Origin of the sequence: uncultured Peptoniphilus sp. (assembly GCF_946998875.1) — a bacterium.
Taxonomy (GTDB): Bacteria; Bacillota; Clostridia; order Tissierellales; family Peptoniphilaceae; genus Peptoniphilus_A.
The window spans coordinates 18,627-44,537 of record NZ_CAMQAY010000010.1 but is presented as its reverse complement, the minus strand read 5'-3'; the positions used below and the strand labels follow the sequence as shown (position 1 = coordinate 44,537).

Sequence of the window (25,911 nt, the reverse complement as noted above, 5' to 3'; positions counted from 1 at the left end):
AATTTATTATTCCACTTTTTGGATTAATATTAATAGCACAATCAGTATTATTAATAATTGCTATATTAATAAATTTTGTTTAATTATAATTAGACAAAATTTATACTTTAATTTTAATGTATAATATCCATTTTTTTTAATAAGATTTTAAGAACAAATCACCTATTTAATGAGTGTTTTGTTCTTTTTTTCTTTTTTGAACGAATTTCATTAATCAAATACTTTTTATTATAAAAAATACAACTCATTTATATTTCTCATAAAAAAACTGATTCCATGATAGTTAATCTTAACCCTACTATTAGGAATCAGTAAAAAAACATTTTAATTTAATTAAATAATTTTTTCTAAAAATATTTTAAAATTATTGTAAAAATTTAATACGGACTTTATATTAGCTCTTTCATTTGGAGAATGAAGGCCGGTATGCGCTGGACCTACACAAATAATATCTAATCCAGGTCTTTTGTCAATCAAATACCCACTTTCTAAGCCACCTGGTGAAATTTGAGTTGTGTATTTTTGCCCCGTTAGTTCTTCAAATACATCTTTGAACTGATTTCTTAGTTTTGAGTTTTCTTTAAACTCCCAGCCTAAATATCCTGCAAATCTTTCAACTTTTGCATTAACTAAATTTGCAAGTGATTCAATTCTAGAATAAGTGTAATTTATTTGGGAATTTCTCATAGCTCTTATTTCAGATACGAAAGTAACCTTTCCATTTTCAGTATGAATCTCGCCTAAATTACATGAAGATTCAACAATAAAACTTTTAGCATTAACTTCTATAACACCATTTGGATATAATTTTAAGATATCTAATATTTTCATCATATCTTTATCAATTAATTTTTCTTTAGAACTAGAATCTTTTATCTCTATTTTTATATTTTCTTTAAATTTAGAATATTCATTATGAATAACTTTTAGAAATTCATTTGTAACTTTCCTAAATTCATTTTCTTTTTCCTTTTCAATAGCAACTATTATTTTTGAGCTTCTTGGAATCGCAAGTCTGAATGTTCCACCAGAAATATTTACTAAAGAAACATTGAAATTTTTTCTATATTCATCAAGAAGTCTTCCAATTATCAAATTAGAATTGCCTCTTCCTTTATTTATATCAGCTCCAGAATGACCTCCAATCAAACCTGAAAATTCAACTTCAAAAACTTTTTCATTTTCTTTTATTTTTTCCCTACTAACATCTAAAGTAATTTTAGCGCCAGATCCACCATTAGATCCTGCTATAATAACATAATCTTCTGAATTATCTAAATTTATAGCTCTATCCGCGTTTATCCAGCTTTTATTAATATTTGAAGCACCACTAAAATCATCTTCTTCAGCTGTAGTAAGAATAGCTGTTATTGGCGGATGACTAATATCTTTTGATTCCAGTATTGCCATAATTAATGCAACGCCTAGTCCATTATCTGCCCCTAGGGTTGTTTCTCCTCCAGTTGTGAGATAGTCTCCCTCTATTACCCATGGGATAGGATCTTTTTCAAAATTATGATTGGAACCATCTCTTTTTTGACAAACCATATCTATATGTGCTTGTAATATTAAAGGATCTTTTTTTTCTCCACCATTTTGTCCATCTTTTTTTACAACAAGGTTACTAAAATTATCTTGTTCAGCATTAAGATTCTTATCTTTAGCCCATTTTAAAATCCAATCGCTTAGTTGCTTCTCGTTAAAGCTTCCATGAGGTATTTGACAAATTTTGTAAAAATTATCAAATAGTGGATTTCCCCTCAATAATTCAATTGTATATTTACTCAAAATATTTCCTCCTTATAAAATAAATAACTAGCTATAATCGAACATAATACTGTTATTAAATTTATAAATTATCAATAAAATTTTTAATAATAGTAATTAAGAAATGATATTAACATCTTTTTATTTATTATAACACACAAATGTTTAAAACAAAAAAAGATACGATTTTCTTTTAAAAATTTCATTTGCAAGAAATTATAATAAAAATTCATTAATTTATTCAATATTTTGTAAATGTGGACCTATTAACCTTTATTATTATCAGATCCTCATGAGAGTCTGTTGTTTACTATTTGCAATTTTTACTTGCTTTGTCTACATAATATCCTCGACATCAAAATTTCTCTCTATTGTACTTTTATTTTAAGCTGCCTAATTTTCATATCTCATTGTACTACTTTTACCTTTTAAAATACCTTAAAACTTGATATTTTTAAATTTAGTGGTAACTTTAAGTAATATGTGGACGTTATCTGGATGGACTTTTGCTTCCTCTCCTGTATTCTGTTACAAATACTATATTATATTTACAATTCTATTTTGTATGTTATAAACTATGCTTATGGTTTAAATTCATAAAAAATCTCCTGTTATTTTTTGTTTTGGTAAACCACAAATTTATTTTAACACGGAGGTTTTTTATTTGCTTTTTATCACTAAAGCTAAATTGTATTCCAGGTCCAACCAGGTGTATTCAAAAATACAAAAAAAGAGACCCATTTCGAGTCTCTTGATTTAAAATTTTCAGTTGTTATGTACCTATAGCTTCATATCTCGTAAATTAAGCATTTAAACCTTTAGCACTTAGCTACTTCAAATGAGATACTTTGCTACCTTTCCCTTGCGGGATAAATTAAAACTCTTCATTGGAATCACCTTTTCTTAGTTACCAATTTGTTTTCTTCAGCTAGCTTAACTATAGTATAATGCATGACTTCATTTTTGTCAATGTTTTCCTAAAAATTTTTTATCTTTTTTAAATTTATTTTTTTCTCGTCAATTTTTCCTTCATTAAGTGCATTGTTTATCTCTATTATTGTTTGATTTGCAGAGTTTAAAGAGCCAATCTTTATTATATAGTTCTTTGAGTCCTCTCTACCCTTAATCATAATCTCGTCATCTTTGGACTTGGAAATAGATTTCATATTTTCATAAGGGAAGTAATAGTTGCCAATTACAAGTCCCTTGTCATAGGATCCTACAACTGTTCCAAGCCTGTCTTTTCCATCTCTAAAGGATGATTTCTTAGAAATTTCATATATATCTGTTTCTTTTTCTTCTTTTTTAAGGAATTTCCCATTTTGCATGTTGTATAGGAATAATAAAAATAATCCTATTATAAATATTGGACTTGCCAAAACATTTATTATTTTTACATTTCTTAAATATAATTGTTGCAAGAAGTATATGTTTACGAAAATCAAAAATCCTATGTAGACGATGATATTGATACAATAAGTCCTCTTTCTTATTTTTAAGCCAGGAAGTTTTGAAATTTTATTGAATTTTGATGTGAAATCCACCACTGTCATTATAAATAGGTAATTAATTATTGCCCAAAGTATGGAATACATTATGCTTGCTTGTCCCAATTGTGACTTCATCCCTGATAAATGAAAGCCAAAGGGTATTAAGATTGATATTGCAAGAATTAAGTTTTGTAATTTTTTGTTCATTTTTGCTCCTTTCTCATTAAAATAATCCCTCTTGGGATTATTATTCATCATATTTATTTAAACCATATTTTTCTATTACAGATATTATTTTTTCGGCATAGTTGGGGTCTGTTGCATAGCCGCCTTCTTGAATATATTTTGCTGCCTGCCTGTAGTCCTTTGCTTTTTTTACTTTGGCATACCTCTTTGCTGTTGATAAAAGTTTGGCGTAGTGGTTAAAGGATTCTCTCTTTGAAGAATATTTTTTAAAAGATTCCATGTACCTTCCACTTTGACCTTCCACATATTCTTCTGTCTCAAAGACTATGCCGTCACCCTTTTTCACTGCTTTTATGCCAAAATAATTGTTGTACTCTCGCGAAAGCTCAGATCTTCCCCAGTTGCTCTCCAGGATTGACTGTGCAATCATAACTGAAGGAAAGAGCTTATTTCTCTTTGCAATTCTAACTGCTAGCTTAGCGCTATCTTCAATATAATTTTCTCTGTAATTTTCTTCTTCTAATCTTTTTCTTTCTTGCGACCTATTTATAAAAAAGCTCATGATAAAAATAATAGCAAGAAAAGTTAAGATGATTACAAGACAGCCACAGCCAATTTTTTTAATTTTCATTTCTCACTTCTTCATAAAGTTTGCTTATTTTCTTATTTAAAATTGGGTGAAAATAATTTGGAATTAGTTCATTTAGTGATTCCAAAACAAATTCACGCTCTGCAATATAGGGATGAGGCACAACTAATTCATCTGTAAAGATTATTTCTCTATCGATAAATAAAATATCTAAGTCAATTGTCCTTTCGCCCCATTTTTCATGTCTAACTCTTCCTAAATCAAGTTCTATTTTTTGTAAAATGTGAAGTAGGTCAAGTGGATCTTCGAAAGAAGATACTTTTACCACTGTGTTTAAAAAGTCGCCTTGGTCGGTTTTACCCCAAGCCTTGGTCTCTATAATGCTTGCCTTATCAAGGACCCTTAAGCCTTCCTCTTCCATCATTTCAAGGGCGCTTTTTATATATCCTTCTCTATCGCCAAGGTTTGTGCCAATGCCTATATAATAATTTCTTCTCTTTTTCTTGCAGCTAACTGATGCTGTATCAAGAGGCAAATTTATTGGCGCCCAAGGTTTTTTTATAGTTAAATCAACTGTCTGTGCAATTTCATAAGTGTCAAAAATAAATTTTGTAAGCTTATAGGCAAGAGTCTCGATTAAGTCTTCAGTTTCTCCTTTAAATAAGTCATAAAGCTCATGGGATAATTTTCCATAATCTATGGATTCATCCAAATTTTTTTCTATTGCACATTTTCTAAAGCTTAGTCCAATCTCTGCACTAATTAAAAATTTTTGTCCAAGTTTTTTTTCTTCTCCAAAAAGTCCATGATTTGCATAAACTTCAAGGTCTTTTATCTTGATAAAATCCATAATTCTCCCATCAATATTTTATTTCGTGATTTTTCTTTTCGTAAGACCAGTTGCATTCATCATAGGCAGGACACCTAAAGCAAGGTCTTGACAGTTTGTCTGCCCTATAAAAAATATTAAAAAATTCGTCTTCTGCGGCATCCTTAGTCCTGTGATAAGAAATGCACTCTAAAATTCTATTTTTTTCTTCAAGAGAAAAATCTGTAATTTCTAAAATTTCTCTTGCTATATCAACTGAAGCTATGGCATGGTTTATGCCTTCTTTTATCTCTAGGACTCGTCCCAAATCGTGAAGGAGGGCAGTGGCATAAATCATGTCCTTATCAACATCCACATCTTCTTCTAATTTTAATATATAGCAAATTCTAGCCACAGATATAAAATGCTCGTAATTGTGCCTGCAAAAAAATCTGTCTCTTTCAAGGTATTCCAATTCATTTAAATAGTCCCTGTAAATTTTACTTAAAACTATTTTGTTTGTATTTTTCACTTGAATTCAATTAACCTAAAAGCTTCTTGCTTTTGCTTTTCATCTGTTTCCAAAACTCCTCTAGCAACTGCTGTAACAGTTTTTGAGCCAGGTTTTTTAACTCCCCTCATGTTCATGCACATGTGCTCAGCTTCAATTACAACTAAAACTCCCTTAGGCTCAAGATATTTCATCATGGCATCTGCAACTTCAATGCTAAGTCTCTCTTGAAGTTGTGGTTTTTTTGCATAAGTTTCTACAGTTCTTGCAAGTTTAGAAAGTCCAGCAACCTTTTGGTCTGGAATATAGGCAATGTGTGCCTTGCCATAAAAGGGAAGGAAGTGATGTTCGCACATTGAGTAAAAGTTTATGTCCTTTACTACAACTATATTGTCTTCAGTGATTTCAAAAGTTTTTGAAAGATGTTCTTCAGCAGTCTTGCCAATTCCAGCAAAGACTTCTTCATACATCCTTGCAACTCTTGCTGGAGTTTCAACTAAACCTTCTCTAGTTTTGTCTTCTCCAATTGCTTCGATTATCATTTCTACAGCTTTTTCAATTTTTTCTTTATCCATTATAATCTCCTCGTGCGTCCTTTTGAATTGTTTGTAAAATTTATAAATTTTATTATAACACATTGGCGCTTATATTTATATTTAATACCCACAAATTAGGACTTGTAATAATCAAAGGGACTTTATATTATCATTAATTTACAATTTATTTATAATTTGATACAATATTTGCCGAGGTGTAAAATGAAGAAATTACTTCTATACTTATCTGTTGCCCTTATCTTTATAACAACTCCTTTAAGTGTAGTTGCTCTAGATAATGAGGCAGAAGAATTTGCAAATACAAATGTAACAGCTCAAGAAGTTGATCCAAATACAATTAGAAATCAAAACTTTTTAGTGCCAACTAAAGAAGGTGTGCAAAAGGCAAACCAATATGAAGCAGACAAAATTAAAAAATTAGAAGAAGTTCCCTTGGAGGGACTTACTAAGTCCTATCTCTTGGGAGATTATAAATCTGGTGAAATTTTAGAAGGCTACAACTTAGATGAAGTTCGTGCAATGGCATCAACTTCAAAACTCGTTTCTATCTTTGTAATTTTAGATAAAGTAGAAGAGGGGGAAATTTCACTAAATGATGAGGTAGTTATAGACCACGAAGTGGCATCCCTAATGGGCTCTTCCTTTAAACTAAAGGAAGGGGACAAGGTTAGCGTGGAAAAACTAATAGAGGCATCAATGGTTGTCTCAGGTAATGATGCAATAACAGCCCTTGCAAAATATGTTGGCGGCTCAACAGAAGGCTTTGTAAAGTTGATGAATGACAAGTGCCAAGAACTTGGACTAAAAAATGCCCTTATGGTAAACCCAACGGGACTTACTAATTATGAAATTGTTGAATACAACAAGATGACTACAAGAGAAATGTTTAAGCTTGCAACAGAACTTTTGAAAGTCCATCCTGAAATATTAAAGTACACAACTATTGAAAAAATAGAAGAACCTGACAGGAAATTTATTGAGTACAACACAAATCCAGTCCTTGGCATTGTGCCTGAAGTTGACGGACTAAAAACAGGCTACACAAATGCAGCAGGCAGATGTGTAATCTTGACAGGTCTTAAAAAGGGCGTAGACAACAAATCAAAGGACATGAGGTTAATTTGTATAACAACTGGCTCCAATTCCGATTTTGAAAGATTTGTAGCTTGCAAGAGACTTATAACAAAGGGCTTTGAAGGCTACGGCTATAATGCAGTGGGCGACACAAATAAAGAGGTAAGGAATATTGAAGTCTTAAACTCGCAAGATGAAAACATACCAGTCTATCAAAAGGAATTGGGATATGTTCTCTCAAAGTCTGATGAAAAATTAAGGGAAATTGTAAATATTGACGAGGACTTAAAGGCTCCCCTAGAAGCAGGCACTTCTGTTGGAAAAATTTCTTTTTATAGAGATGATGACTTAATTTATAAAAGTGACTTAATAGTTAAGGACAAAGTCTATGAGAGAGGATTTCTCAACAAATTTAAAAGGGTCTTTGAGGAAATTTTTGTCAACATAGAAAAGGCAGCATAATTTTTAGTTTTTAATTTTCAAAAATAAAATTTAATAAAAAAATAGAAGTGTCACAAATAATTGACACTTCTTATAAATTTATATACAATTATTTTATAGGTCTACGTAGCTCAGTAGGATAGAGCACACGCCTCCTAAGCGTGGGGCCGGAGGTTCGACTCCTCTCGTAGACGCCACTATCACTTGCATTAGCAGGTGATTTTTTATTGCACAAATTTTTTATTGCAAAAAATTTTTCTTTAATCATTATAAAGCTCAATTACATTTATAACTGGCACTTCATAGGGGTGATTTTCTCTTATTATTTTCATTACTTCATCTAAATCTTTTTTTCTTATCCTAAACTCAACTTTATTTTCTAGCACGTCTTCCACTTTTCCGATATTTCCTATGTAGGGATTTGCTCCTTCTATGGGTCTAAAGTGACCTGTGACAGGTGTTTCTGCATAACAAAAGTCATAATTTTCTTCCTTTAAAAATCCGCCTTCATTTACTTTTTCCATTAATTTTTTTGTATTCTCTCTGGGAATAAATACTTCTATTTTTAAAAATTTCATTACAAACCTCCCCTCTTTATATACCCAAACTTATTAAAAATTGTTTAATTTGTTATTCATTGGTTATAAATAAATCAGGAGGGGAGATTATGATAAAATTAATAATCAAAATTCTTATTAGTGGATTAGCAATTCTTATAACTTCTGCACTTTCTATAGGAATTCAAACTGATGGGTATACAACTGCTATTATGGCAGCTGTTGTAATTGGTATTTTAGACTGGGCAATTAATAAATTCACAGGCGTTGACGCTTCACCATTTGGTAGAGGAGCTGTCGGATTTGTAGTTGCTGCTATCATTCTATTTATCACAGGCAAAATTGTAGATGGCTTTACAGTATCAGTTCTCGGCGCTATTATTGGTGCTCTTATTCTTGGTATTGTTGATTCCTTTTTACCAGCTGATAAAAAAACTATGTAATATAAAAATTAAGGCTCGAGATAATCTCGAGTCTTTTTTTGTGGATAAGTGAGAATTTTTTAGGTTTTTTATAAAATTTTTAAGATTTTACAAAAAGTTATCCACAATTTTTTATTTTTATCTACATTTGTTATTAAGCCTTGCTTTTTATTTTAAAGGTAATTTCAAAAATTTTTTTAAATCTATAAAAAGAAAGGTCTATGAAATCATAGACCTTCAAATTATTTTTTTTCTTTTTCGTCAATTTTTTCAACTGAAATAGTTTCTATAACTCCACCAGTTGCCATTTTTACTATTTGGAAGATGTGTTCTCCATCTTCAACTATTACTCCTGCTTCTGCTTCTTCTGCATTTTTAATTAGAAGTGCCGTTACATAACCTCCAAGTGTAGTTGAATCGCCTGGATCTATGTCAAAGCTATACTTTTTGTTAAGTGTTTTAATAGGCGTGGACGCAGAAAATTCATTATTTTGATTTATATAGCTGTCCATATTTACTCCAGTGAGTAAGAATTTTCTAGTTGCAAATAAAACTGAAATTGCTACAGTAGCTATAAGTAAGTCCACCATATTGTCTGAATAGACTAACATCTTTCTGGAAATTACAAGTAATATTAAGTGAATGATGTTTGTATCAGTATGTGCAATCATTAAGACTACAAATTCTATTGCTATTACAAGTAAAAGCACGTGAGAAAGAAAATTTTGAAATATTTTATAGGAAAGTGTGGCATCGCTTGTAATTATTTTTAAATAATATTTCAAAATATCTGGCACTGATATAACAACTCCAGCTATTAACATAACGGACACAACTATTTCAAATATATTTACTAGTTTTAAAAGTGAAACTAGATACCTATTTCTGTTCATTATACCTCCATAGTCTTAGCTAGTTCTTTTTTCATTTTCTCTAAAACTTTCTTTTCTATCCTAGAAACTGTCATTTGTGAAATGTTAAGTTCCTTTGCAATGACAACTTGCGTCTTTTTATTAAAATATCTGTCGATTAATACAGTTTTTTCTACTTCGTCTAAATTTTCCATGGCTCTTTTGAAAAAGTCGTTTGATTCAATCTTGTCGAAATATTTTTCTTCTACTCCAATTAAATCAGATAAGTTAACTTCACTTTCATCTCCTGAATCATAAGTTATGTCAAGAGACTGTGGAGTGTAGACCTTTGATGCTTCCATAGACTCCATAATCTCTTCTGGAGTTGAATTTAAAAATTCTGCAATCTCATCAATAGTTGGGGTCTTTTGATATTTTTGAGATAGGGTTACAGTTGCATTTGCAATTTTTTTGGAAAGTTCTTGGATTCTTCTAGGAACTCTAATGGTCCATCCATTGTCCCTAAAATATTTTTTAATTTCTCCAATAATAGTTGGCGTGGCAAAAGAGGAAAACTCAAAGCCCTTGTCTGGGTCGTATCTCTGTATAGCGTAGATTAAACCAATAGATGCAACCTGATAAATATCGTCGTAATCTATCCCCCTACCTGTATATTTTTTAGATAGGATTTCTGCAATATAGAGATGCTCTTCTATTAAAATATCCCTTATTTCTTGGTCTTCAGTTTCGTGATATTCTTTGAAAAGTTCTTTTCTCTCTTCTTTTGTAAGCCTTCTATCTAAATTGTTGTATTCCTTTAAATTCATAACAAATCCTTACAATTTTTTTGATAAAATAAATGTATTTTCATTAAAATAACATTCATCTACAAGAGAGTCTATAATCGTTTTTGCGAGGGATAATTTCTCACATGATTTTAGTTTTTCCTCTTCAATTTCACTTACACAAATTTTTATATTTTTTTCATCTTCTATTTCAAATACCAAGTCAATATGATCTTCTTCGCTTAGATTATGTGCAATATTCAAACATTCTGTAACTGCCATTTTTAAATCTTCAATTTCTTCAATATTTCTATTTAAAAGATTTAAAATCCCTGATAGCATAAGCCTTACTGTAGAAAAGTATTTGGCATCATTTGGTATTTGATATTTAAGCCTATCCATACTACCCCCTGATTTCAAACATATCGTCAAGTTTAGTTATCTTAAAGAGCTTTAGTATTGAATTGTTTAGATTTTCAATTACAATTTTATGACCGTCTTTTTCTATTTCCTTTAAGATGAAAATAAGTGAACCGAGACCTGTTGAGTCAAGATATTCTAACTCACTGCAGTCAAATAAAACATCTTTTTTGTCTTTTTCATAAATCTTTAAAGATTTTTCTTTGAATTTTTTTGTATTATATACATCAAGTTCTCCCTTTGGATATAAAACTAAAAATTCATCAGTGTTTTTTGACTCTAATTTAAATTCCATAAAGCCTCCTAATCTCCAATATAGTTGGCAACAGCTACAACTTTTGCATCTGTCAAGTTCATTAGTTTAACTCCAGAAGTATTTCTTCCTTGAATTGAAATATCCTCTGTCAAAATTCTAATAATAATTCCAGAATCTGCAATTATCATTACATCGTCTTCCTTTTCCACAACTGCAGCAGCAGCTACATCTCCAGTTTTCTTAGTAATTTTATAAGTTAGAAGTCCCTTGCCGCCCCTATTTTGTGGTCTATACTTATCTATTTCAGTTAATTTACCAAAACCATTTTCTGATATTACGAGAAGATACTTATCTTCGCAAAGTAAATCAGATGAAACTACAATGTCATCATCACTAAGATCAATTGACTTAACTCCCATGGAATTTCTGCCAGATTTTCTAACTTGTTCTTCATTAAATCTTATGGCAAGACCCTTTTTAGTTACAAGGATTACATCTTCGTCATTCTTAGTCAAATGAACATCAATTAACTTGTCGCCTTCATTTAATTTTATGGCAATTATTCCAGATTTTCTAATGTTTTTATATTCCTTAAAAGGAGTTCTCTTAATAAGTCCCTTTTCTGTAACCATTAAGAAATTCATGTCAGGGTCATATTCTTCCACTGGAATTATTGAAGTAACTCTTTCACCTTCTTGAAGATCAAGTAGATTAATAATTGCAGTTCCCCTTGAAGTTCTTGAATCTTCTGGAATTTCGTAAGCCTTTAACTTAAAGACATTTCCTAAAGATGTGAAGAATAAAATCATATCGTGAGTTGATGTGACAAAAAGTTCTTTGACAAAGTCTTCGTCCCTCATATTTCCAGAGGAGACTCCTCTGCCGCCTCTCTTTTGTGGCTTATAAGTTCCCTCGCTCATTCTCTTGATGTAACCAAATTGAGTAAGAGTTATTACAACATCTTCTCTCTTAATAATATCTTCCATTTCGATATCAGTTCTGTCGTGAGAAATTACAGTTCTTCTAAGATCACCATATTTTGTTTTTATTTCGAGAAGTTCTTCTTTTATGACATTCATAAGTACATCGTTATTTTCCAAAACTTCCTTAAACCATTTTATGTCAGCCTTTAACTTTTCATATTCAGCTTCAAGTCTTTCTCTTTCAAGTCCTGTAAGTCTTCTGATTCTCATATCCAAAATAGCTTGAGACTGTGCATCAGATAATTTAAATTCTTGGTAGAACTTTTCCTTTGCTTCATTGTCATCCTTAGATGCTCTTACTATTTTTATGATTCTGTCAATATTATCAAGGGCTATAAAAAGTCCTTCAACTATGTGAGCTCTCTTTTCAGCCTTGTCTAAGTCGAACTTTGTCCTTCTAGTTACAACTTCAACTTGGTGGTCCACATAATATCTTATGATTTCCTTTAAATTTAAAACTTCTGGCCTTCCATTTACTAGGGCAAGATTTATAATTCCAAAAGTTGTTTGCATTTGTGTATTTTTATAAAGCTTATTTAAAACAACTTCTGCATTGGCATCTCTTTTTAGTTCAACAATTATGTTGATGCCTTTTCTATTTGAAGCATCTGTTATATTTGAAATTCCATCAATTACTTTATTTTTTGCAAGATCAGCAATTTTCATAATTAGAGCAGATTTATTTACTTGATAAGGAAGTTCTGTGATTACAATTTTTTCACGATTGTTTTTAAAACTCTTTACTTCTGCAATTGCCCTTACAGTAATTTTTCCTCTGCCAGTTTCGTAGGCTTCCTTTATTCCTTCAGTTCCCATAATTTGAGCACCTGTAGGAAAATCTGGTCCTTTGATTATTTCATTTAATTCAGCAATAGAAATATTGTCGTTGTCAATATAGGCTATAATCCCATCAATTGATTCATTCATGTTGTGGGGAGCCATATTTGTAGCCATACCTACGGCTATACCAGAAGAACCATTTACTAAAAGATTTGGAAATCTAGATGGAAGTATTGTTGGTTCATTTTCGTTTTCGTCAAAGTTTGGAACAAAGTCAACTGTATCCTTATTAATGTCTCTTAGCATTTCTTCTGCAAGCTTAGTCATTCTTACTTCTGTATAACGCATAGCTGCAGCGCCATCGCCATCGATATTGCCAAAGTTTCCTTGTCCATCAACTAGTGGATATCTTGTGTTAAAATCTTGTGCAAGTCTTACTGTTGCTTCATAAATAGATGAGTCACCATGAGGGTGATACTTACCCATTACATCCCCAACAAGTCTTGCTGACTTTCTGTAAGGTCCACCTGATGCAAGGTTAAGTCCTTGCATGCCGTATAAAATTCTTCTGTGAACTGGTTTTAGTCCATCGCGTACATCAGGAAGTGCTCTTGCAACTATTACAGACATTGAATAATCGAGATAAGAGGACCTCATCTTTTTATTAATATCTACATCAAGTATTCCTGATTCTATAAATTTATTTTCAGTCATCTTTCACCCCTATGCATCTATATAATCTGCATAAATTGCATTTTCTGTTATAAAATCTCTTCTTGGCTCAACATCAGTTCCCATCAAAATTGAGAAAGTATCATCAGCTTCTGTTAAGTCATCGATGTTTACCTTTAAGAGAAGTCTGTTGTCTGGATTCATTGTAGTTTCCCAAAGTTGTTCTGGGTTCATTTCACCAAGACCCTTATATCTCTTAATATTTATCTTTGCGTCCTTGTATTCCTTAATGGCAAGTCTAAGTTCCTTTTCATTGTGACAGTATCTAAGGATTTTAGTTCCCTTTTCTATTCCATAAAGTGGAGCTTGAGCCACATATACATGTCCTTCTTCTATGAGTGGCTTCATGTATCTAAAGAAGAAAGTCAAAAGAAGGGTCATAATATGGGCACCGTCCACATCGGCATCGGTCATGATTATTATCTTGTCATACCTTAGCTTATTTATGTCAAATTCTTCTCCAATTCCTGTTCCAAAGGCTGTTATCATGGCACGAATTTCAGATGAATTAAGCATCTTATCTAGTCTTGCCTTTTCAACATTCATAATCTTTCCTCTTAGAGGAAGTATTGCTTGGTAGGCTGAATCCCTGCCGTCAGTAGCAGAACCACCGGCAGAATTACCTTCGACTAGGAAGATTTCATTTTTTCCTGGATCATCATTTTGACAATCTTTAAGTTTTCCAGGAAGAGTCATGGACTCAAGATTATTTTTCTTTCTAGTTAAGTCTCTTGCCTTTCTAGCAGCTTCTCTTGCTCTTCTTGCTGAAAGGGCCTTGTCTAAAATTTGTTTTCCAACTTTTGGATTTTCCTCCAAGAAAACTGCCAAGTCTTCAGATAAAACTGAATCTACAATTCCCCTAGTTTCTGAATTTCCAAGTTTTGCCTTAGTTTGTCCTTCAAATTGTGGATCAGTAAGTTTTACACTTATTACTGCAGAAATTCCTTCTCTAACATCTTCACCAGAAAGATTTTCTTCTTTTTCCTTAATAATATTATTTTTTCTGCCATAATCATTTAAAGTTCTAGTAAGAGCAGACCTAAAGCCTGAAAGGTGGCTTCCACCTTCTTCAGTATTAATATTATTTGCAAAGGAGAGAACAACTTCTGAGTAAGAATCTGTGTATTGAATTGCAATTTCCACTGCAGTTTCTTCTCTAACTTCATCTATATAAATAATTTCATCGTGAATTGGCTTTTTCTTTTTATTTATAAATTCAACAAAGGATTTAATTCCACCTTCATAATGGTAAACTTCATTTAAATCTTTTCTCTCGTCAATAAATTCAATTTTAATTCCCTTATTAAGAAAAGCCATCTCTCTAAATCTCTTAGAAAGAACTTCGTCAGAAAATTCTACTGTTTCAAAGATAGTATCATCTGGCTCAAAATAAATTGTTGTACCAGTATCATCTAATTTAGTTTCCCCAATTACTTCAAGCTCACTTTTTCTAATGCCCTTAGAAAATTCTTGTCTATAGATTTTTCCATCTCTTTTTACAGTTGCAACTAATTTATTGGAAAGAGCATTAACTACAGATACACCTACACCGTGAAGTCCACCAGAAACTTTGTAGGCAGAGTTGTCAAACTTTCCACCTGCGTGAAGAATTGTAAGTACAGTTTCTACTGTAGATTTACCAGTTTGTGGATGGACAGCAACTGGTATACCTGAACCATTATCAGTAATTTCTACACTTCCATTTTTATTAATTTTAATAATTATGTGATCGCATATGCCGGCAAGAGCCTCATCTATTGAGTTATCTACAACTTCATAAACTAGATGGTGTAAGCCTCTTGGTCCAGTAGAACCAATATACATCCCAGGTCTTTTTCTAACGGGATCTAGTCCCTCTAAGACCTGTATGTCCGATGCGTCATAATGTCTTTTGTCCTTTGCCATTTTATCTCCTATTCTAATACATTACTTTACCTTCACTTATTTTATAAAAATTTGCATCAACTGATTTTAAAAAGTCATCAGTTTCTGTAGTAGTAATAAAGGTCTGTAAATCTTTTAATGAATGTAATAAATACCTACTTCTATTTGAATCAATTTCTGAAAAAACATCATCTAAGAGAAGAAGAGGTTTTATTTTATATAAATCTTTAATCAAATCTGCTTCAGCTAATTTTAAACTAAGTACAATACTTCTCTGTTCACCTTGGGAGCCGTAACTTTTAGAAGAAAATTTGTTGATCTTAAAATCTAAATCATCTCTGTGAGGACCAATGGTTGTATATTTCTTTTCTATGTCCTTTGGAAGAGAATCCTTCATTAGTTTTAAATAACTTTCCATAAGTTCTCTTTCATCTACTAAAACTGGAACTGTGGAAAGATAGGTAATATTTAAATCATCGCCAGAAATTAATTTATAATGCTCCCTTGCAATTTCATTTAGCCTCTTAATAATCTTTAGCCTCATGATAATAATTTTTGTGCCATTTTTTACCATTTCTCTGTCATATACATCTAAAAGATTTTTATCCATATTCATCTTAAGGAGTTTATTCCTCTCGAATAAAAGTCTTCTGTACCTATACATATAAAAATCATAATTTAAATCGATGTTTGACAGTAAATCATCTAAAAATTTTCTTCTTTCCTTTGGTGAATATTTTATAATATTGAGATCATCAGGATTAAAGAGGACTACAAACCTTGATTTTCTATAATCTTTGGTATTTACTTTTTCATCATTAATAAATAATTTTTTATTTTCAAACTTTGAAATTTCAACTCGAAAGTCATCTTTATAATCGCTAGTATTAAATCTACTTATTATGCTAGAAGCATTCTCGTCAATATTTATAAGGTCTTTGTCCTTTGGATTTCTAAAAGAGTTTGCCCTTATAGACATATAAATTGATTCAATTAAATTTGTCTTTCCTGAAGCATTTAAGCCATAAAGCACATTTATATTTTCACCAGGAATAAAATCTAAACTCTTGTAATTTCTGAAATTAAAAAGTCTTAGATATTTGAGTTTCATTTCTCACCAATTACAAATTCATTTCCTGCAAAGGAAATTTTATCTCCCTTGTATAATTTTTTTCCTCGTCTAGTTTCAACTTCTCCATTTACTTTAACAAGTCCATCTAAAATCATAGCCTTTGCAAAGCCACCTGATTCTGCAAGTCCTGTAAGTTTTAAGAGAGAATCTAGTTTTATAAATTCAGTGTCTATATTTATAGTTTCCATCTTTACCCCGCAAGTCTTACTGGAAGTACAAGATATATATATGTTTCATCTTCAGCTTCTGTAATTATAAGTGGATTTACAGAATCTGTGAAATTAAGCACAATATCTTCTGATTCTAAAATTTTTACTCCATCTAAAATATATCTTGAATTAAAAGCAATATCTAAACTTTCATCATGTTCAGATGTCTTAACTTTTTCAAAAACATCTCCAATCTCTGAGTTACTCTTAATGTTAATATAATTCTCATTTACATTTAATTTTATAAGATTTGCCCTGTCTTCTCTTGCAAGAAGAGATGCTCTTTCCACTGCAAGTTGAAATTCTCTTTTAGATACAGTAGTAGAAATTTTGTGTTCATCTCTTAAAAGTGCGCTGTAGCTGAAAAATTCTCCACTTAAAAGAGTGCTATAAAATACAGTTTCATCAAATTTAAAAACTATATTATTTCTTGAAATTTTTAAGACAACATCTATGTCATCATCAATTATTTTTACAAGTTCATTAAGAGACCTTGATGGAATTATAACTTTATTTTCTATTCCAGTTTCCTTTTGAAGCTTTTGAATTGCCATTCTAAAACCATCTAGTGCAACAAAGTTTATAAAGTTTTTCTTTATATCCATTAAGACACCAGTAAAGACAATTCTTGATTCGTCAGTGGAAACTGCAAAAGTAGTTTTCTTTACAATATTTTTTAAATCCTTAGCAGATATAAGTATATTTATATCCTCACAAACCTTTGGAAGATCCGGATATTCATCTGCTTTTTGAGTAGAAATATTAAAAATAGAATCGCCACATTTTAGGTTCATCATATAATTTTCAACACTTATATTTATAATGTCATTTTCAAGTTTTCTAACAATGTCTCCAAAGAGTCTGGAATTTATTACGATTTCTCCTTCTCTTTCAACTATGGCATTTAATTTTGTCTCTATACTTATCTCAGTATCAGTTGCTGTAAGTATTAAAGTATTATCCTTAGCTGTAATTTTTATGCCTTCAAGAATTTGCATAGTTGTTCTTTGAGAAATTGCCTTTTGAACTATTGAAATATGTTTTGTCAGTTCTTTTCTGTTAACCTTTATTAGCATTTTTTCCTCCTAGAAAATAGTATATTAATTAGTAATAGTAGTAAGGCTTGTGGATTTGTGTATAAGTCCCTCTAATCTATGAGATAAAATAAAATTTAATATTGATAAGCTGTTGATAAGTTTTAAACTTATTGAAAGTTATCAACAACTAAGATTTTATTTCTTTTATTAAATTTGTTATTTCAATTTTAAATATAGGATCATCATCTAAATCCTCTGTTATTTTATCGTAAGCGTGAATTACTGTTGAGTGATCACGACCACCAAATACATCGCCTATTTTTGGAAGACTCAAATCAGTGAGCTCTCTAGTAATATACATTGCTATTTGTCTTGGATAAGCAATGGCCTTAGTTCTCTTTCTTGAATTTAAATCATCAATTGTAAGCCCATATTTTTTTGCAACTTCAGATTTTATAAATTCTGCAGTAATTTGTTTTTTTGCCTTAGTTTCGTAAATATCACGAAGTACAATGGCAGCAGAATCCACTGAAATTTCAGAATCTGTAAGTTTAGAATATGCCATTACTCGAGATAGGGCCCCTTCAAGTTCTCTAATATTACTTCTTACATTTTCAGCAATAAAATTCATAACTTCTTGGCTAACTTCAAAACCTTCTGAGTCTGCTTTTTTTCTCAAAATCGCAATTCTAGTTTCAAGATCTGGTGGTCCAATATCAACTACAAGACCCCAGGCAAACCTTGAAATTAACCTTTCTTCAAGACTTTTAATTTCCTTAGGTGGTTTATCAGAAGTAAGTACAATTTGCTTGTTTTGCTCGTGAAGTTCATTAAAAGTATGGAAAAATTCTTCCTGAGTCCTATCTTTATCGGCAATAAATTGAATATCATCAATTAAGAGAAGATCAACCTTCCTATACTTATTTCTAAAGTCTTCGTTCTTATTAGTTTGAATTGAATTAATAAGTTCGTTTGTAAACTGCTCACTTGTAACGTATAAAATTTTTTTAGTAGGATCTTGTTCTAGTACAAAATGTCCAATTGCGTGCATTAAATGGGTCTTTCCAAGCCCAACACCTCCATATATGAAAAGTGGGTTTGAAAAGGCATTTTGCGGATTTTCATAATTTTCAGAAACTGCAAGTGCAGCTGCATGAGCAAATTCATTGCTCTTGCCAACTACAAAAGTCTCAAAAGTATATTTTGGATTGAGCCTAGAAACATTTAAAAATTTCTTATTTACAAGGCCTGCAGGATTTGTGTCACTTGCCTCATCTTCTGAAATAATGCTAATATCAAAATCAATACCTGTAATTTCCTTTAATGCATCGCCAACTAAATTGAAATGTCTTTTGTTATTGGCAAGATAATCTCTTATAAAGGGCGATGGAACTGTAATTACAATTTTTTTATTGTCGTAGTCAATTGATTTTGGAAGCATTCTGGAAAACCAAGTGGAATATGTAACTTGAGACATAGATCTTTTTTCAAGTTCCTTTAAGAAAGATTCCCACATAGTGGAAAGTTCTTTGTCCATATTTCCTCCTCATTAACAAATTACTCTTTGTTTATAATTTTTTGTTTATAAGTAAATCTACAATTGTTAATAGACCTGTGGATAAAAAATTATAAACAAGTAAATTTTAGTAAATTTGTTGATAAATTTTTGTAAAAATTTGAAAATTTACTAATTTTAGAAAAATAAAAATAAAATTATCAACACTTTATCAACAGAATGTTAATAACTTTATTTATAAACAATTTTGTTTTTATATACATACACTTCATATTTATCCACATATATTTTAACAAATAATGGTAGACTTATCAACAATCTTGGATTTTGAAAGATTTTTGTTTTATTTATTTTTCATGGGAAAAATCTATTATTTTATTGATAATTTATTGATAATACTTGACAACTTTCCCATTTGTAAATAAAATGATAAGGATAGAAAGAGGTGAGAACTTTGAAGAGAACTTTTCAACCAAAAAACAAACAAAGAAAAAGAGAACACGGTTTTCGTTCAAGAATGAGAACTAGAGCAGGTAGAGCTGTTATCAAGGCAAGAAGAAGAAAGGGCAGAAAGAGACTTTCAGCTTAGGTTTTATAATGAAGGATTGTTATTTAAAAAAGAATAGTGAATTTCAGAGGGTTTATTCTAATAAGAAAATTTCTGGCTCAAGATATATCACTCTATTTACTGTAGAAAATAAGAGAGATTATCCAAGGTTCGGCATAACTGTAACTAAGAAAGTTGGAAATGCAGTAAAGAGAAATTTTGTTAGAAGAAGATTAAAACACCTTTTAAGGGAGAATTCTCATAAAATAAATTCAGGTTATGATTATGTATTCGTTGCAAAAAAGGATGCTAGTGAATCTGATTTTAAAGACTTTAAGAATTCTTTTTTTTCTGTTTTAAAAAGACAAAAGAAGATGATTAAATGAGTAAAATATGTATGTTATTAATAAGATTTTATCAAAAGTTTATTTCAACATATCTTTTACCAGGAAGACACTGTAGATTTACACCCACTTGTTCACAATATAGTTATGAAGCCTACGAAAAATATGGTTTTTTTAAAGGATCTTATCTTACAATTAGAAGGATTTTAAAATGCCATCCCTTTCATAAAGGCGGTTACGATCCTCTCATTTAATATTGGAGGAATTTATTAATGCATTTAATTAGTTCTATACTTGGTATTTTTGTAAAGTTCATATACGATGGCCTTGCTGCAATTATGCCAAATGAACCAGCTCAAGTTTCATATTTTGCACTTTCAATTATTATTGCTACTATTATTATTAAGCTTTTAATTTTGCCACTTAACATTTCTCAAATGAAAAATCAAAAGAAAATGGCAAAAATTCAACCTGAGCTTAAGAGAATTCAAAAAAAGTACAAAAATGATCCGCAAACTTTAGCTGCTAAACAACAAAAGCTTTATAAGGAAAATAATACAAATGTTGCTGCAGGATGCCTTCCTATGATTATAACAATGGTTGTATTAATTGCGTTTTATAGAGTCTTTATAAACCCACAAACCTTTGCTTTTACAGACCCAGGTTTTTATGAAGCCATGAACAAGAATTTCTTCTATATAGAAAATATTGATCATGTAGATACAACTTTTATCATGCCAGTAATAGCTGCTGTTTCAACATTTTTAGTAAGTTTTATAACTACTAAAAACCCTGCTACTCAAGGTGCAGGTGCTGATCAAGCTAAGTCTATGATGACTACTATGATGGTTGTAATGCCAATTTTAATTTTTTCAATGGCGAGAAAATATGCAGCTGGTCTTGTTATTTATTGGACTGTTTCTAATATATTTTCAATAGTCCAACAGCTTATTACTAATAAGATTGTCGAAGAAGAGATTGAAGAAGTTGAGGTTAAGGATAAGTAATGAATTATGTAATTAAAACGGGAAAATCCGTAGATGAAGCAGTAAGAGAGGCTCTAAGCGAATTAAATATTTCAAGAGAAAATGCTGAAATTGAAATACTAGATGAAGGTCAAAAGGGATTTTTGGGACTTATTGGTTCTAAGGACGCCACTGTAAAAGTATGGCCAAAGGAAGACGAGACTAAAAGTATTTTAAATGAAATATTTAATGAAGAAATTGAAACAGAGAAGAGCCACGAAACAGTTCACAAAGATGTTGAACTTGAAATCGAAAATAAGGAAATTTCCACTGAAGAAATTCAAGAATTTGATGATGCTGATGAAAGCTTAAAGAGCATTGAAGAAGAAAATGAAGATATTTTAGATGCTGCTAGAGATTTTATTTCAAAAATTCTTGAAACTTTTGAACTTGAAAACATTGTGGAAATGGAGCTTAAGGACAATGTCCTAAACATTAATGTAAATGGAGATGAAAATAGACTAGGTATTTTAATTGGAAAAAGAGGTGTAACTCTTGATTCAATTCAATATATTTTAAATTTGATAGTCAATAAGAAATCTTCAAGATATATTAGAGTCAATTTAGATTCTAGTGGTTATAGAGAAAAGAGAAAAGAAACTCTTATAAATCTTGCAAAGAAAATGGCTAATAAGGTAACTAAGACTGGTAGGTCAGTTAAACTTGAACCTATGAATTCTTATGAAAGAAAAATTATCCATACAGCCTTGCAAGATTATGAAGGAGTGCTTACACACTCTGAAGGTAAAGATCCTTTTAGAAAAGTTGTAATTCAAAAGGAAAGAAAATATTGAAAATAAAATATTTATGAGGGCTTTATTTTAAAAGCCTTCTTTTTTATTTCCTTTAATTGTAGTAATATAGTTTAAAAGGACTGATTTTATGGGAAATTTAAATGATACTATTGCTGCAATTTCTACTGCAATTGGTGAAGCTGGTATTGCCATTGTAAGAATGAGCGGCGACGATTCAATAAATATAATAGATAAGATTTTTGTGTCTGCAAGTAAAGTTAAGATGGCAGAGGCTGAAAACAGAAAGTTTTTATACGGTCATATATGTGACGGTGACAAAAAAATTGATGAGGTTTTAGTAGTTAAGATGAAGGGACCTCACTCCTACACTGCAGAAGATATTGTAGAAATCCACTGTCATGGTGGCGTTGTCTCTGTGAAGAGAATTTTAAATTTAATTCTCTCAAAAGGCGCAAGGCTTGCTGAAAAAGGCGAGTTTACTAAGAGAGGATTTTTAAATGGTAGGATTGATTTAACTCAAGCCGAAGCTGTAATAGACCTTATTAAAGCCAAGACAGACATTTCCTTTGACCTTGGTTTAAATCAACTTGGTGGTGCCTTAAGTGAAGTTTTAAATAAATTAAAGGATGAACTTGTTTCCATGCAGGCGCTAATTGTGGCAAACATCGATTTTCCTGACGAAGATATAGAAGATGCTGCCTACAACGACCTTCTCGACAGAAGTAATAAGATTTTGGAAAAGATGGATAAACTTCTTGAAAATTCTAAAAACTCAAGACTATTAAGAGACGGCATAAACACAGTAATTCTTGGCAAGCCAAATGTTGGCAAGTCTTCTCTTTTAAATGGTCTATTAAAGTACGACAGGGCAATTGTAACAGACATTGCAGGAACAACAAGAGATGTAATTGAAGATTATATCAATTTAGATGGAGTTCTCTTAAAAATTTCTGACACTGCCGGCATTAGAGAGACTGAGGATGAAGTTGAAAAAATCGGCGTAAATATTGCAAGAGAGAAGTTAAAGGATGCAGACCTTGTAATTGCTATTTTTGATTTATCGAGAGACTTTGACCAAGACGACAAGGAAATTTTAAAATTAATTGAAAATAAAAAACATATTATCATTTTAAACAAGGACGACTTAGAACAAAAGATTTCTGATGATGAAATCGAAAAATATTTTAAAGATGATTATTTGAGACTTTCAGTTATGGAAAATGAATCAGTAATGAAAGTCGAAAAACTTATTATAGATTTGTTTTTTGATGGAGAGCTTCAAATTTCCTCCGATACGGTGCTTTCTAATTTGAGACATATAAATGCATTAAGGGAAGCAAAAAAAGAGCTTTTAGAGGTAAATGAGAGTTTAAATAAAAGGGTGTTTTTAGATTTAATTGAAGTTGACCTTGAAAATGTAATTGCTCATATTTCTGAAATAACAGGAACAATTACTACAGAAGATATTTTGGACAGAGTATTTTCTGATTTTTGTATAGGAAAGTAGGTAAAGATGTCAGATATTAAATATTTTGAAGCTGGAGATTTTGACACAGTAGTAATTGGAGCAGGTCACGCAGGCAGTGAAGCTGCTCTTGCTTCTGCAAGACTTGGTGCAAAAACTCTTTTACTATGTATAAACTTGGATTCAATTGCACAAATGAGCTGTAATCCCAACATTGGCGGCACAGGAAAGGGACACCTAGTGCGTGAAATTGACGCCCTTGGCGGAGAAATGGCGAAAAATATAGACAAGACTTTTATCCAATCAAGGATGCTTAATACTTCAAAGGGTCCAGCAGTTCACTCACTTAGAGTTCAAGCCGACAAGAGAAAGTATCACGAAGAGATGAAGAGAGTTTTGGAAAATGAAGATAATCTCTATCTTGTGCAAGATGAAGCCATTAGAATTTTAAAAGAGGGCAACAAAGTTACTGGAGTATTGACTAAAAATGGAGCAAAATACAATACTAAATGTGTTGTAATTTGCTCTGGAACTTATTTAAAGTCCAGGGTATTTATGGGAGAAGTGAATTATTCTTCTGGACCAAGTGGCTTTGGACCAGCAAATTATCTTTCAGAAAGCCTTGAAAAAGATTTTGGAATGAAGCTTAGAAGGCTAAAAACTGGTACTCCTGCAAGAGTTTTGAGAAAATCAATAGATTATTCAGTCATGACAGAGCAACATGGAGACGAAAAAATTGTTCCTTTTTCTTTCTTAAACATAGACAAAGAATATGACATTAACCAAGAGCTTTGTTATTTAACTTACACTACAAAAAAATGTCACGACATTATAAGAGAAAACATTGGAAGATCAGCCTTGGCACTTGGCGACATAGAGGGAAAGGGTCCAAGATACTGCCCATCAATTGAAGATAAGGTAACAAGATTTGCAGATAGAGATGCCCATCAAGTTTTCATTGAACCAGAAGGACTTACAACTGATGAGATGTATATTCAAGGAGTTTCCTCTTCCCTACCAGTAGAAATTCAACAAGAATTTTATAAAGAAATAATTGGAATGGAAAATTGCAAAATTTTAAGACCAGCCTATGCCATTGAGTATGATGCAATTGATGCAACTCTTTTAAAGAGAAGCTTGGAGCACATGGACTACGAGGGACTATTTTTTGCAGGACAAATTAACGGTTCTAGCGGTTATGAAGAAGCTGGATGTCAAGGAATTGTGGCAGGTATAAATGCAGCTTTAAAAGTTCAAGGAAAAGAGCCCTTTGTATTAGATAGGTCAGAGGCATACATTGGAGTTTTGATTGACGATTTAGTTACAAAAGGGAGCCTTGAACCCTATAGAATGATGACTTCAAGAGCAGAATATAGACTAACACTAAGGCAAGACAATGCAGATTTGAGACTAACTCAAAAAGGAAGAGACATTGGACTTGTAGATGATGAAAGATATAAGGCTTATCTCTACAGAAAAAATGCAATTGAAGAAGAAATTGCTAGAATTAAAAAAATTCAAATCAATCCAACTGCTGAAAACAACAAAATTCTTGAAAGTCTTGGCTCAACTGAAACTCAAAACTCCTTCTCACTTTATGAGCTAATAAAAAGACCTGAATTAGACTACAAAAAGCTAGAAGTCTTTGACAAGGACAGACCTTTTGTCCGCGACGATGTAATAAGAAATATTGAAATAGAAATAAAATATGAAGGCTATATCAAAAAGCAAGAAATACAAATTAAACAATTTAAAAAGCTTGAAAATAAAAAGCTTTCGAAGGATATTGACTATAAAAATATGGACGGACTTAGAATAGAAGCAAGAGAAAAACTTTCAGACATAAGACCAGAATCAATTGGTCAAGCTTCGAGAATAACGGGAGTTTCACCAGCAGATATAAATGTACTTTTGATACACCTTGAACAAATGAGGAGAAAAAATGTTAATTGATTACATGGTAGATTTCGGTCTGGACACGAAAAATATTGATAAATTTGAAAAATATAAAGAATTAATTCTCGAATACAACAAGCACACCAACCTCACAAGAATTACTGAAGAAGATGAGTTTAATGTAAAACATTTTTTGGACTCCTTAAGTCTTTTTAAGACTGGTTTATTTGATGTAGAGAAAAAAATCATAGACATTGGAACTGGTGCAGGATTTCCAGGAATACCCTTAAAGCTTTACAATGAAGAATTGGACATAACTTTACTTGATTCTCTCAGAAAGAGAATTGACTTCTTGGATGGAGTAATTGAAGAGCTAGGTCTTACAAATATAAAGGCAATCCACGCAAGGGCAGAAGAAATTGCAAGAAAAGAAGATTATAGAGAACAATACGACATTGCAGTTTCAAGAGCTGTCGCAAACTTATCCACTCTTACAGAATATGCCATGGCTTTTGTAAAAGTTGGCGGATATTTTATTTCTCAAAAGGGTCCAGAGTATGAAGAAGAATTAAAAAATGCCAAAAGGGCAATAGAAGTTATGGGTGGAGAAGTTCAAAATGTTATTCACACTCCCCTACCTAATGACATTGACCACTATATAATTGTTATAAAAAAGCTTAAACACACAGATAAAAAGTATCCAAGAGGCGGAGGAAAGCCAAGGAAGTCACCACTTTGATAATTAACATAAAGAAATTAAATAAGAAATGCTCTACATAGAGCATGAAGGCAAAAATAAAAAATGCTCTATGTAGAGCATCAATAAAAAATAAAAAATGCTCCACGTAGAGCTAAGCTTCAAAATAAATTTTTGGAGCTTATTTTTTTGCTT

The 25,911-nt window shown here is 31.3% G+C and carries 27 protein-coding genes and 1 tRNA gene; 11 read left to right on the top strand and 17 right to left on the bottom strand.

From position 1 onward, the window contains the following. Window positions 1-333: 333 nt before the first annotated feature. The 6 genes from pepD to folE form a co-directional block, all read right to left on the bottom strand. Window positions 334-1,788, bottom strand: a complete 1,455-nt coding sequence (gene pepD / locus Q0U74_RS04625; RefSeq protein ID WP_297392941.1) for a beta-Ala-His dipeptidase — start codon at window positions 1,786-1,788, stop codon at window positions 334-336. Window positions 1,789-2,744: 956 nt separating this feature from the next. Further along, window positions 2,745-3,464, bottom strand: coding sequence for a hypothetical protein (locus Q0U74_RS04620; protein ID WP_297392939.1), 720 nt, complete (start codon window positions 3,462-3,464; stop codon window positions 2,745-2,747). A gap of 40 nt (window positions 3,465-3,504) precedes the next feature. Beyond that, window positions 3,505-4,074, bottom strand: coding sequence for a glycoside hydrolase family 73 protein (locus Q0U74_RS04615; RefSeq protein WP_297392937.1), 570 nt, complete (start codon window positions 4,072-4,074; stop codon window positions 3,505-3,507). Further along, entirely contained in the window at window positions 4,064-4,882 is an 819-nt protein-coding gene (folK, locus tag Q0U74_RS04610) for a 2-amino-4-hydroxy-6-hydroxymethyldihydropteridine diphosphokinase (RefSeq protein WP_297392936.1), read from the bottom strand. The genes Q0U74_RS04615 and folK overlap by 11 nt, the downstream gene beginning before the upstream one ends. 10 nt (window positions 4,883-4,892) lie before the next feature. Then, window positions 4,893-5,372: an HD domain-containing protein gene (locus tag Q0U74_RS04605; RefSeq protein WP_297392935.1), complete on the bottom strand. Its 480-nt coding sequence runs from the start codon at window positions 5,370-5,372 to the stop codon at window positions 4,893-4,895. After that, the gene (gene folE / locus Q0U74_RS04600) at window positions 5,369-5,926 is read right to left on the bottom strand and encodes a GTP cyclohydrolase I FolE (RefSeq protein ID WP_019125349.1); all 558 of its coding nucleotides are present in this window, start codon (window positions 5,924-5,926) and stop codon (window positions 5,369-5,371) included. The genes Q0U74_RS04605 and folE overlap by 4 nt, the downstream gene beginning before the upstream one ends. A gap of 183 nt (window positions 5,927-6,109) precedes the next feature. Here folE and Q0U74_RS04595 point away from each other — a divergent pair, with 183 nt between their 5' ends. Both Q0U74_RS04595 and Q0U74_RS04590 read left to right on the top strand, forming a co-directional pair. Further along, window positions 6,110-7,444, top strand: coding sequence for a D-alanyl-D-alanine carboxypeptidase family protein (locus Q0U74_RS04595; RefSeq protein WP_297392933.1), 1,335 nt, complete (start codon window positions 6,110-6,112; stop codon window positions 7,442-7,444). Between the two features lie 99 nt (window positions 7,445-7,543). Next, window positions 7,544-7,620 (top strand) — tRNA-Arg (locus Q0U74_RS04590). Window positions 7,621-7,683: 63 nt separating this feature from the next. On the opposite strand, the gene cutA is transcribed toward Q0U74_RS04590, so the two are convergent. After that, window positions 7,684-8,001: a divalent cation tolerance protein CutA gene (gene cutA, locus Q0U74_RS04585; protein WP_297392932.1), complete on the bottom strand. Its 318-nt coding sequence runs from the start codon at window positions 7,999-8,001 to the stop codon at window positions 7,684-7,686. Window positions 8,002-8,090: 89 nt separating this feature from the next. On the opposite strand from cutA, the gene Q0U74_RS04580 reads away from it, so the two are divergent. Beyond that, the gene (locus Q0U74_RS04580) at window positions 8,091-8,423 is read left to right on the top strand and encodes a phage holin family protein (protein WP_297392931.1); all 333 of its coding nucleotides are present in this window, start codon (window positions 8,091-8,093) and stop codon (window positions 8,421-8,423) included. Between the two features lie 221 nt (window positions 8,424-8,644). On the opposite strand, the gene Q0U74_RS04575 is transcribed toward Q0U74_RS04580, so the two are convergent. From Q0U74_RS04575 to dnaA, 10 genes are all read right to left on the bottom strand, one after another. Further along, a complete protein-coding gene (locus Q0U74_RS04575; RefSeq protein ID WP_297392930.1) occupies window positions 8,645-9,295 on the bottom strand; it encodes a transporter associated domain-containing protein in 651 nt (216 codons plus the stop codon). Continuing rightward, entirely contained in the window at window positions 9,295-10,080 is a 786-nt protein-coding gene (locus Q0U74_RS04570; RefSeq protein WP_019125344.1) for a SigB/SigF/SigG family RNA polymerase sigma factor, read from the bottom strand. Before Q0U74_RS04570 ends, Q0U74_RS04575 begins: the two co-directional genes overlap by 1 nt. A 9-nt stretch (window positions 10,081-10,089) precedes the next feature. After that, the gene (locus Q0U74_RS04565; protein ID WP_297392929.1) at window positions 10,090-10,440 is read right to left on the bottom strand and encodes an anti-sigma factor; all 351 of its coding nucleotides are present in this window, start codon (window positions 10,438-10,440) and stop codon (window positions 10,090-10,092) included. Between the two features lies 1 nt (window position 10,441). Then, window positions 10,442-10,753: an STAS domain-containing protein gene (locus Q0U74_RS04560; protein WP_297392928.1), complete on the bottom strand. Its 312-nt coding sequence runs from the start codon at window positions 10,751-10,753 to the stop codon at window positions 10,442-10,444. A gap of 8 nt (window positions 10,754-10,761) precedes the next feature. Continuing rightward, a complete protein-coding gene (gyrA, locus tag Q0U74_RS04555; RefSeq protein ID WP_297392927.1) occupies window positions 10,762-13,191 on the bottom strand; it encodes a DNA gyrase subunit A in 2,430 nt (809 codons plus the stop codon). A 9-nt stretch (window positions 13,192-13,200) separates the two neighbouring features. Continuing rightward, window positions 13,201-15,114 carry a DNA topoisomerase (ATP-hydrolyzing) subunit B gene (gene gyrB, locus Q0U74_RS04550; RefSeq protein WP_297392926.1) on the bottom strand — a complete coding sequence of 638 codons (1,914 nt, stop codon included), beginning with the start codon at window positions 15,112-15,114 and terminating at the stop codon, window positions 13,201-13,203. 13 nt (window positions 15,115-15,127) lie between these two features. Further along, window positions 15,128-16,204, bottom strand: a complete 1,077-nt coding sequence (gene recF / locus Q0U74_RS04545) for a DNA replication/repair protein RecF (protein ID WP_297392925.1) — start codon at window positions 16,202-16,204, stop codon at window positions 15,128-15,130. Then, window positions 16,201-16,413, bottom strand: coding sequence for a S4 domain-containing protein YaaA (gene yaaA, locus Q0U74_RS04540; RefSeq protein ID WP_297392924.1), 213 nt, complete (start codon window positions 16,411-16,413; stop codon window positions 16,201-16,203). The genes recF and yaaA overlap by 4 nt, the downstream gene beginning before the upstream one ends. Before the next feature lie 2 nt (window positions 16,414-16,415). Continuing rightward, window positions 16,416-17,510: a DNA polymerase III subunit beta gene (gene dnaN / locus Q0U74_RS04535; protein ID WP_297392923.1), complete on the bottom strand. Its 1,095-nt coding sequence runs from the start codon at window positions 17,508-17,510 to the stop codon at window positions 16,416-16,418. 148 nt (window positions 17,511-17,658) lie between these two features. Further along, window positions 17,659-19,008, bottom strand: coding sequence for a chromosomal replication initiator protein DnaA (gene dnaA / locus Q0U74_RS04530; RefSeq protein ID WP_297392921.1), 1,350 nt, complete (start codon window positions 19,006-19,008; stop codon window positions 17,659-17,661). A gap of 433 nt (window positions 19,009-19,441) precedes the next feature. Between dnaA and rpmH the strand changes: the two genes are divergently transcribed. The 8 genes from rpmH to rsmG all read left to right on the top strand — a co-directional run bounded on the left by rpmH (window position 19,442) and on the right by rsmG (window position 25,758). Beyond that, a complete protein-coding gene (gene rpmH, locus Q0U74_RS04525) occupies window positions 19,442-19,576 on the top strand; it encodes a 50S ribosomal protein L34 (RefSeq protein ID WP_019139068.1) in 135 nt (44 codons plus the stop codon). Between the two features lie 8 nt (window positions 19,577-19,584). After that, window positions 19,585-19,920: a ribonuclease P protein component gene (gene rnpA, locus Q0U74_RS04520; protein ID WP_297392920.1), complete on the top strand. Its 336-nt coding sequence runs from the start codon at window positions 19,585-19,587 to the stop codon at window positions 19,918-19,920. Continuing rightward, window positions 19,917-20,132, top strand: coding sequence for a membrane protein insertion efficiency factor YidD (yidD, locus tag Q0U74_RS04515; RefSeq protein ID WP_081578741.1), 216 nt, complete (start codon window positions 19,917-19,919; stop codon window positions 20,130-20,132). Before rnpA ends, yidD begins: the two co-directional genes overlap by 4 nt. A gap of 18 nt (window positions 20,133-20,150) precedes the next feature. Further along, a complete protein-coding gene (locus Q0U74_RS04510; protein ID WP_297392919.1) occupies window positions 20,151-20,885 on the top strand; it encodes a YidC/Oxa1 family membrane protein insertase in 735 nt (244 codons plus the stop codon). Further along, a complete protein-coding gene (gene jag, locus Q0U74_RS04505; protein ID WP_297392918.1) occupies window positions 20,885-21,697 on the top strand; it encodes an RNA-binding cell elongation regulator Jag/EloR in 813 nt (270 codons plus the stop codon). Before Q0U74_RS04510 ends, jag begins: the two co-directional genes overlap by 1 nt. An 88-nt stretch (window positions 21,698-21,785) precedes the next feature. Continuing rightward, window positions 21,786-23,165 carry a tRNA uridine-5-carboxymethylaminomethyl(34) synthesis GTPase MnmE gene (gene mnmE / locus Q0U74_RS04500; protein ID WP_297392917.1) on the top strand — a complete coding sequence of 460 codons (1,380 nt, stop codon included), beginning with the start codon at window positions 21,786-21,788 and terminating at the stop codon, window positions 23,163-23,165. A gap of 6 nt (window positions 23,166-23,171) precedes the next feature. Beyond that, a complete protein-coding gene (gene mnmG / locus Q0U74_RS04495) occupies window positions 23,172-25,076 on the top strand; it encodes a tRNA uridine-5-carboxymethylaminomethyl(34) synthesis enzyme MnmG (protein ID WP_297392916.1) in 1,905 nt (634 codons plus the stop codon). Continuing rightward, window positions 25,066-25,758: a 16S rRNA (guanine(527)-N(7))-methyltransferase RsmG gene (gene rsmG / locus Q0U74_RS04490; RefSeq protein ID WP_297392915.1), complete on the top strand. Its 693-nt coding sequence runs from the start codon at window positions 25,066-25,068 to the stop codon at window positions 25,756-25,758. The genes mnmG and rsmG overlap by 11 nt, the downstream gene beginning before the upstream one ends. Window positions 25,759-25,911 lie beyond the last annotated feature (153 nt).

Bases quoted from the DNA above. Each gene is read 5' to 3' on its own strand.
- rnpA (WP_297392920.1), top strand. From the start codon at position 19,585: ATGAAGGATTGTTATTTAAAAAAGAATAGTGAATTTCAGAGGGTTTAT.
- folK (WP_297392936.1), bottom strand. From the start codon at position 4,882: ATGGATTTTATCAAGATAAAAGACCTTGAAGTTTATGCAAATCATGGA.
- gyrA (WP_297392927.1), bottom strand. From the start codon at position 13,191: ATGACTGAAAATAAATTTATAGAATCAGGAATACTTGATGTAGATATT.
- Q0U74_RS04575 (WP_297392930.1), bottom strand. From the start codon at position 9,295: ATGAACAGAAATAGGTATCTAGTTTCACTTTTAAAACTAGTAAATATA.
- mnmG (WP_297392916.1), top strand. From the start codon at position 23,172: ATGTCAGATATTAAATATTTTGAAGCTGGAGATTTTGACACAGTAGTA.
- yaaA (WP_297392924.1), bottom strand. From the start codon at position 16,413: ATGGAAACTATAAATATAGACACTGAATTTATAAAACTAGATTCTCTC.
- Q0U74_RS04615 (WP_297392937.1), bottom strand. From the start codon at position 4,074: ATGAAAATTAAAAAAATTGGCTGTGGCTGTCTTGTAATCATCTTAACT.
- dnaN (WP_297392923.1), bottom strand. From the start codon at position 17,510: ATGCTAATAAAGGTTAACAGAAAAGAACTGACAAAACATATTTCAATA.
- rsmG (WP_297392915.1), top strand. From the start codon at position 25,066: ATGTTAATTGATTACATGGTAGATTTCGGTCTGGACACGAAAAATATT.
- gyrB (WP_297392926.1), bottom strand. From the start codon at position 15,114: ATGGCAAAGGACAAAAGACATTATGACGCATCGGACATACAGGTCTTA.
- Q0U74_RS04570 (WP_019125344.1), bottom strand. From the start codon at position 10,080: ATGAATTTAAAGGAATACAACAATTTAGATAGAAGGCTTACAAAAGAA.
- dnaA (WP_297392921.1), bottom strand. From the start codon at position 19,008: ATGGACAAAGAACTTTCCACTATGTGGGAATCTTTCTTAAAGGAACTT.
- Q0U74_RS04565 (WP_297392929.1), bottom strand. From the start codon at position 10,440: ATGGATAGGCTTAAATATCAAATACCAAATGATGCCAAATACTTTTCT.
- yidD (WP_081578741.1), top strand. From the start codon at position 19,917: ATGAGTAAAATATGTATGTTATTAATAAGATTTTATCAAAAGTTTATT.
- jag (WP_297392918.1), top strand. From the start codon at position 20,885: ATGAATTATGTAATTAAAACGGGAAAATCCGTAGATGAAGCAGTAAGA.
- Q0U74_RS04560 (WP_297392928.1), bottom strand. From the start codon at position 10,753: ATGGAATTTAAATTAGAGTCAAAAAACACTGATGAATTTTTAGTTTTA.
- Q0U74_RS04595 (WP_297392933.1), top strand. From the start codon at position 6,110: ATGAAGAAATTACTTCTATACTTATCTGTTGCCCTTATCTTTATAACA.
- folE (WP_019125349.1), bottom strand. From the start codon at position 5,926: ATGGATAAAGAAAAAATTGAAAAAGCTGTAGAAATGATAATCGAAGCA.
- Q0U74_RS04620 (WP_297392939.1), bottom strand. From the start codon at position 3,464: ATGAACAAAAAATTACAAAACTTAATTCTTGCAATATCAATCTTAATA.
- Q0U74_RS04580 (WP_297392931.1), top strand. From the start codon at position 8,091: ATGATAAAATTAATAATCAAAATTCTTATTAGTGGATTAGCAATTCTT.
- mnmE (WP_297392917.1), top strand. From the start codon at position 21,786: ATGGGAAATTTAAATGATACTATTGCTGCAATTTCTACTGCAATTGGT.
- Q0U74_RS04510 (WP_297392919.1), top strand. From the start codon at position 20,151: ATGCATTTAATTAGTTCTATACTTGGTATTTTTGTAAAGTTCATATAC.
- recF (WP_297392925.1), bottom strand. From the start codon at position 16,204: ATGAAACTCAAATATCTAAGACTTTTTAATTTCAGAAATTACAAGAGT.
- cutA (WP_297392932.1), bottom strand. From the start codon at position 8,001: ATGAAATTTTTAAAAATAGAAGTATTTATTCCCAGAGAGAATACAAAA.